Source organism: Nocardia carnea (assembly GCF_029869215.1).
GTDB classification, from domain to species: domain Bacteria; phylum Actinomycetota; class Actinomycetes; order Mycobacteriales; family Mycobacteriaceae; genus Nocardia; species Nocardia carnea_B.
This window is the reverse complement of the sequence record NZ_JARWPM010000009.1, coordinates 1-6,003: the sequence shown is the minus strand read 5'-3', so window position 1 is coordinate 6,003 and position 6,003 is coordinate 1. Positions and strand designations below refer to the sequence as shown.

The window sequence follows — 6,003 nt, the reverse complement described above, 5'->3', positions numbered from 1 at the left end:
GTTGGTGCTGTTCAGGGGGGCCGGTTGCGCCGCGGGGGGGGGGGGCGCGCCCGCGGCGGGCGTGCTGGACAACGAGGCATCGGGCGTCTGCGAGGCGGCCGTATCCGCATCGTCGGAGCCGCGGGTCAGGAAATACACACCGGTCACCGCGGCGATCACCACGACGACACCGAGCGCGGATCCGGCGATGGTGAGTTGCTTGCGCTTGCGTGCGCGTTCGGCTCGGTTGGCGAGCTGGCGTTCCAGCTTGCGTTTCGCCGCCGCCCTGCGCTGTTCGTTGCTCGGCACTACCACGTTCCTCCCGTGCGGCGGCCGGGCCCCGGGCCCGGCCGGTCGCTGCTGGTCTGTTACTTCCGGGACTAGAGTCTGCCATCCCGAGGCGCGCACCCCCGGATATCACCCGCGACCGCCCGCCGGGGTGGCGGGTACGCGGTAACCGGTTGGACTCGACCCGCCCGGGTGGGGGAAACTGGTTCACCGTGACCAAGACCAGCAGCTTCTCCGCCCCGAAGGGGGTGCCGGATTACGTCCCGCCCGGTTCGGCCGAGTTCGTCGCGGTACGCGACGGCCTGCTCCGCGCCGCCCGCCTCGCCGGGTACGGGCATATCGAGCTGCCGGTCTTCGAGGACACCGAACTGTTCGCCCGCGGGGTCGGTGAATCCACCGATGTCGTGAGCAAGGAGATGTTCACCTTCTCCGACCGCAGCGAGCGCAGTGTGACCCTGCGGCCCGAGGGCACCGCCGGGGTGATGCGCGCGGTGATCGAACACGGTCTCGACCGCGGGCAGCTCCCGGTGAAACTGAGCTACGCCGGGCCGTTCTTCCGCTACGAGCGCCCCCAGAAGGGCCGCTACCGGCAACTGCAGCAGGTCGGGGTGGAGGCCATCGGCGTCGACGATCCGGCACTCGACGCGGAGGTCATCGCGGTCGCCGACGCCGGGTTCCGCGGCCTGGGCCTCACCGGGTTCCGGCTCGAGATCACCTCGCTCGGCGACGAGACCTGCCGCCCGCAGTACCGCGAGCGACTTCAGGAATTCTTGTTCGGTCTCGACCTCGATGCCGAAACCCGGCGCCGCGCGGAGATCAACCCGCTGCGCGTGCTAGACGACAAGCGGCCCGATGTCCGCGAGATGACCGCCGGCGCCCCGCTCATGCTCGATCACCTGTCGGAATCGGCGAAGGCGCACTTCGACCAGGTCCTCGCCCACCTCGACGCGCTGGGCGTGCCGTATGTGCTGAACCCGCGGATGGTGCGTGGTCTGGACTACTACACCAAGACCACGTTCGAGTTCGTGCACGACGGCCTCGGTGCCCAGTCGGGGATCGGCGGCGGTGGCCGGTACGACGGGCTCATGGCGGAACTGGGCGGGCAGGAGCTCTCCGGTATCGGTTTCGGGCTCGGGGTGGACCGCACGGTCCTGGCGCTGGCCGCGGAAGGCGTCACCGCGGGTGACCCGGCTCGCTGTGAGGTGTTCGGAGTGGCACTCGGTGACGCCGCGAAACGGCGGATGGTGGTGCTGGCCGGCGAGCTGCGGGCGGCCGATATCAGCGTCGACCTGGTCTACGGTGACCGCGGGGTCAAAGGGTCGATGAAGGCCGCCGACCGGTCGGGTGCTCGCTACACCCTGATCCTCGGCGACCGCGACCTGGCCGAACAGACCATCGGGCTGAAGGATATGCGCACCGGCGACCAGCGGCAGATCCCGTTGGCGGAGATCGTCGCGACGCTGTCCGACCGGCCGTAGTAGTCTGCGGGCGACCCCGCCCCCGGAACGAAAAGCGCCACCGTGACCGATTCGCCGACCGCAGCCGACCAGCCGATCGGGCTGGACCTGGTAGCGCCCGAAATGCTGGCACCCCTGATGCGGCGCTTCGCACTGATCGCGGGCCTCGTCTCGATCGGGATCGGCGTGGTGGTCGGCCTCTTCGCGGGCACGGTGGCGGGGCTGGTCACCGCTGTCGTGCTCGCCGTCCCGGCGGTCGGCCAATTCCTGGCACCCCGGCGCCGGCGGCTGTGGCTGACCGGGAACACGCTGTACGCGCGCAGATTCTGGCGCACGCGGCGGCTGGAGGTGCCCGCGACGACCGGGGTCGAGTTGCTGATCTACCCCGGCCGGATCAGTCGCGTGGTGCTCCGGTTGACCGCCGGGCCGGACCGCCAGGTCGTACCGCTGGCGCTGTACACCGATGCGGGTAGCGGCCGGGAACTGCATATCCTCGGCCTGCGCCGGCTGGCCGACGCGCTCTCCCGCAGCGAGCTCGCGGCCGGTGTCGCGGTGGCCGACCTGCTGGTCCACCAGTTACGGGCCGAAGCCCGCGACGCGGGGCTCGGGGAACGGCCGCTGTACCGGGCGGTCGCGGCGGCGCGCGCCAAGGATTACGTCGCGCCGATCGTGCTCACCGACGCGGAGATCGCCGGGTTGTCCTGAACCTGCCGCCGGTTCAGGACGGCGACGCCGCGGGCGCGTTCTGTTCGGGGTTGTGGCTGACGGCGGGCAGGGGCCTACACGGTCCAGGTTTCCGTGCCCGTGAGTAAGCCCTGGAGGGCGTCGGGGGTAACGGGATTCTTTTCCTGGGCGGCGGTGGTCTGGGCGCGGACGCCGTCGTCGTAGGTGGGGCGATCCACGGAGCGGAAGATGCCGGTGACCACATGGTCGAGGTCCTGGTCCGAGAGCCGCGACAGGGCGTAGGCGTATTCGGGATCGTCGCGGTGGGCGTCGTGGACGACGATATCGGCCTCCGCGACCTCCGCCGCCGGTGCCACGGCCAGGCCGAAACCGCGCTGGACCACCGCGTATTCGCCGTCGGCGCCGAAGCGCAGCGGTTGCCCGTGGCGTAGCGGGATGAGGCGGGACTCGCTGTCGCCGCGGCGCAGTACGTCGAAGGAACCGTCGTTGAAGATCGGGCAGTCCTGCAGGATCTCCACGAACGACGTCCCGCGATGCTCGGCGGCAGCACGCAGCACCTCGGTGAGACCGGCGCGGTCGGAGTCCAGGGCCCGGGCGGCGAAGGTCGCTTCCGCGCCGAGCGCGATCGAGAGCGTGTTGAACGGGTGGTCCACCGAACCCATCGGCGTGGATTTGGTGACCTTGCCCGTTTCCGACGTCGGGGAGTACTGCCCCTTGGTGAGCCCGTAGATCCGGTTGTTGAACAACAGGATCGTCATGTTCACATTGCGCCGCAGGGCGTGGATCAGGTGGTTGCCACCGATCGAGAGCGCGTCCCCGTCGCCGGTGACCACCCAGACCGACAGATCCGGCCGGGTCACCGCGAGCCCGGTGGCGATGGCGGGGGCGCGGCCGTGGATCGAGTGGATTCCGTAGGCGTCGAGATAGTAGGGGAACCGGCTCGAGCAGCCGATGCCGGAGACGAACATCAGGTTCTCCCGGCGCAGGCCCAGTTCGGCCAGGAAACCGCGCACGGTGGCGAGGATGACATAGTCACCGCAGCCGGGGCACCAGCGCACCTCCTGGTCGGAGGTGTAGTCCTTGGCCTTCTGCGGGCCGTCCGCCGTCGGTACGCCGGCCAATCCGGAAACCGGTGTGATGCCGAGGTCGGTCCCGGTCAGCGAGGTATCGATAATGGTCATGATGCGCCCCCGTTCCTCCGATAGGTCGCCTGTGCTCGCGCGGTGAAGGCCTTGCTCTGCTCCAGTTCGGCCAGCGTGCCGTCCAGAGCCGCGTCTATCACGCCGACCAGCTCCTGGGCGGAGAACGCCGTTCCCGCCACCTTCGTCCATGGTTGCACGTCCGCGAGGTACTTCGCCCGCAACAGCCAGGCCAGCTGGCCGCCGTTCATCTCCGGGGCGACCACCGTGTCGTAGCGGCGCAGGACATCGCCCAGATCCGGCGGTAGCGGGTTGAGATGCCGCAGATGCAGCTGGGCGACCCGGGCGCCGCGGCGGCGGACGCGCCGGCAGGCCTCGCCGATCGGCCCGTAGGAGCTACCCCAGCCGACGAGCAGGACGCGCGCCTGGCCGTCGGGGTCGTCGACCTCCGCGGGCGGCACCGCGATGCCGTCGATCTTGGCCTGTCGCAGCCGCACCATCAATTCGTGGTTGGCGGGGTCGTAGGAGATGTCACCACTGCCGTCGGCCTTCTCCAGACCGCCGATCCGGTGCGCGCGGCCCGCGGTTCCCGGCACCGCCAGCGGGCGGGCGAGGGTTTCCGGATCGCGGGCGTAGGGCTGGAAATCCCCGTCGCCCGCGCTTTCGAACGCCGGGTCGATCGGCTCGAGCTCGTCGACCGCGGGAATGGCCCACGGCTCGGAGCCGTTGGCGATCGCCCCGTCCGACAGCAGTAGCACGGGCGTCCGGTAGGTCAGGGCGATCCGAGCCGCCTCCACCGCCGTGGCGAAACAGTCGGCCGGCGACCGCGGTGCCAGCACCGCGACCGGGGATTCGCCGTTGCGGCCGTAGAGCGCCTGCAGCAGATCGGCCTGCTCGGTTTTGGTGGGCAGGCCGGTCGACGGGCCGCCGCGCTGGACATCGACGATCACCAGCGGTAATTCGGTCATGACGGCGAGCCCGATGGTTTCGCTCTTCAGCGCCAGCCCCGGGCCCGAGGTGCTGGTGACGCCGAGCGCACCACCCAGTGAGGCCCCCAGCGCCGCGCCGATCCCGGCGATCTCGTCTTCGGCCTGGAAGGTGGTGACACCGAAGCGCTTGTGTTTGCTCAGCTCGTGCAGGATGTCGGAGGCCGGGGTGATCGGGTAGGTGCCCAGGAACAGGGGGATCCCCGCCAGCGACCCGGCGGTGATGAGGCCGTAGGCCAGTGCGGTGTTCCCGGTGATCTGCCGGTAGGTACCCGCGGGCAGCGCGGCCGGGGCGACGCGGTAGGTGGTGGCGAAGGCCTCGGTGGTCTCGCCGTAGTTCCAGCCTGCCCGGAACGCGAGGATATTGGCCTCGGCGATCTCCGGTTTCTTCGCGAACTTCTCCCGCAGGAACTTCTCGGTGCCCCCGATCGGCCGCCCGTACATCCAGGACAGCAGGCCCAGCGCGAACATGTTCTTCGCGCGCTGCCCGTCTTTCTTGCCGACCCCGGCCGATTCGGTGGCGGCCAGCGTCAGCGAGGTCATCGGCACGCGGTGCACGACGAAATCCGCCAGGTCGTCGCCCGCCAGCGGATCGGCGGCGTAGCCGACCTTGGTGAGGTTGCGTTTGGTGAACTCGTCGGTATTGACGATGAGCGTGCCGCCGCGGGGTAGTTCGGCGAGGTTGGCCTTGAGCGCCGCCGGATTCATCGCGACCAGCACGTCCGGCTGATCGCCGGCGGTGAGGATATCGTGGTCGGCGATCTGGATCTGGAACGACGACACACCCGGCAGGGTGCCCTGCGGCGCCCGGATCTCGGCCGGGAAATTGGGCTGGGTGGCCAGATCGTTGCCGAAGGCGGCCGCCTCGTGAGTGAACCGGTCGCCGGTGAGCTGCATACCGTCACCGGAGTCACCCGCGAACCGGATGACGACGCGATCCAGTACCGCTGCGCCGGAGGGGTTTTCGGCGGGCGCGGGATCGGACGGGGCGATGTTGTCGGGGTGCGAAACCATACGCGTGCTTCACTTCCTCGTCGAAATGAGCTACCAGCCGCCAACCTACCCTTGCCGGGGGCCGCTGCGCCGGGAAAATGCGTGTCCGGTGCGGCGTGTACGCCCTCGGGCGTGACTGCACCGGAACTTCCGATCGTCGACGCGGACAGGAAAACGTCAGGTAGCGGATCTGCGTGGACAGTATCCGAGCGCCGATTCGGGTGAGACAACTGGCCGGACTGGTGTCCGGTCAGTGACCCTCCTGTTCGGTATCGTCGCCGTGTCGCCGTGTCGCCGTGTCGCCGTGTCGCCGTGTCGCCGTGTCGCCGTGTCGCCGTGTCGCCGTGCCGCCGTGGCGGGCTGTCCGGCGACGCCGGACTCGGCGGACGCGTTCAACCATGACCTGCCGCGGGGCCGGGCGGGGGGGGGGGGGGGGGGGGCGGGGGGGGGGGGGCGGGGGGCGGGGGGGGGGGGGGG

General features: G+C 70.2%; 4 protein-coding genes and 1 pseudogene. 2 read left to right on the top strand and 3 right to left on the bottom strand.

The window, feature by feature from the left end:
• Window positions 1–288: pseudogene (locus QH276_RS00155) on the bottom strand (peptidylprolyl isomerase); the annotation flags it as partial.
• Window positions 289–479: 191 nt separating this feature from the next.
• On the opposite strand from QH276_RS00155, the gene hisS reads away from it, so the two are divergent.
• A complete protein-coding gene (gene hisS, locus QH276_RS00150; protein ID WP_280402170.1) occupies window positions 480–1,745 on the top strand; it encodes a histidine--tRNA ligase in 1,266 nt (421 codons plus the stop codon).
• A gap of 42 nt (window positions 1,746–1,787) precedes the next feature.
• Entirely contained in the window at window positions 1,788–2,429 is a 642-nt protein-coding gene (locus QH276_RS00145) for a hypothetical protein (protein ID WP_280402169.1), read from the top strand.
• A gap of 74 nt (window positions 2,430–2,503) precedes the next feature.
• On the opposite strand, the gene QH276_RS00140 is transcribed toward QH276_RS00145, so the two are convergent.
• Window positions 2,504–3,589, bottom strand: a complete 1,086-nt coding sequence (locus QH276_RS00140; RefSeq protein WP_280402168.1) for a 2-oxoacid:ferredoxin oxidoreductase subunit beta — start codon at window positions 3,587–3,589, stop codon at window positions 2,504–2,506.
• Entirely contained in the window at window positions 3,586–5,547 is a 1,962-nt protein-coding gene (locus QH276_RS00135; RefSeq protein WP_280402167.1) for a 2-oxoacid:acceptor oxidoreductase subunit alpha, read from the bottom strand. Before QH276_RS00135 ends, QH276_RS00140 begins: the two co-directional genes overlap by 4 nt.
• Between the last annotated feature and the right edge of the window lie 456 nt (window positions 5,548–6,003).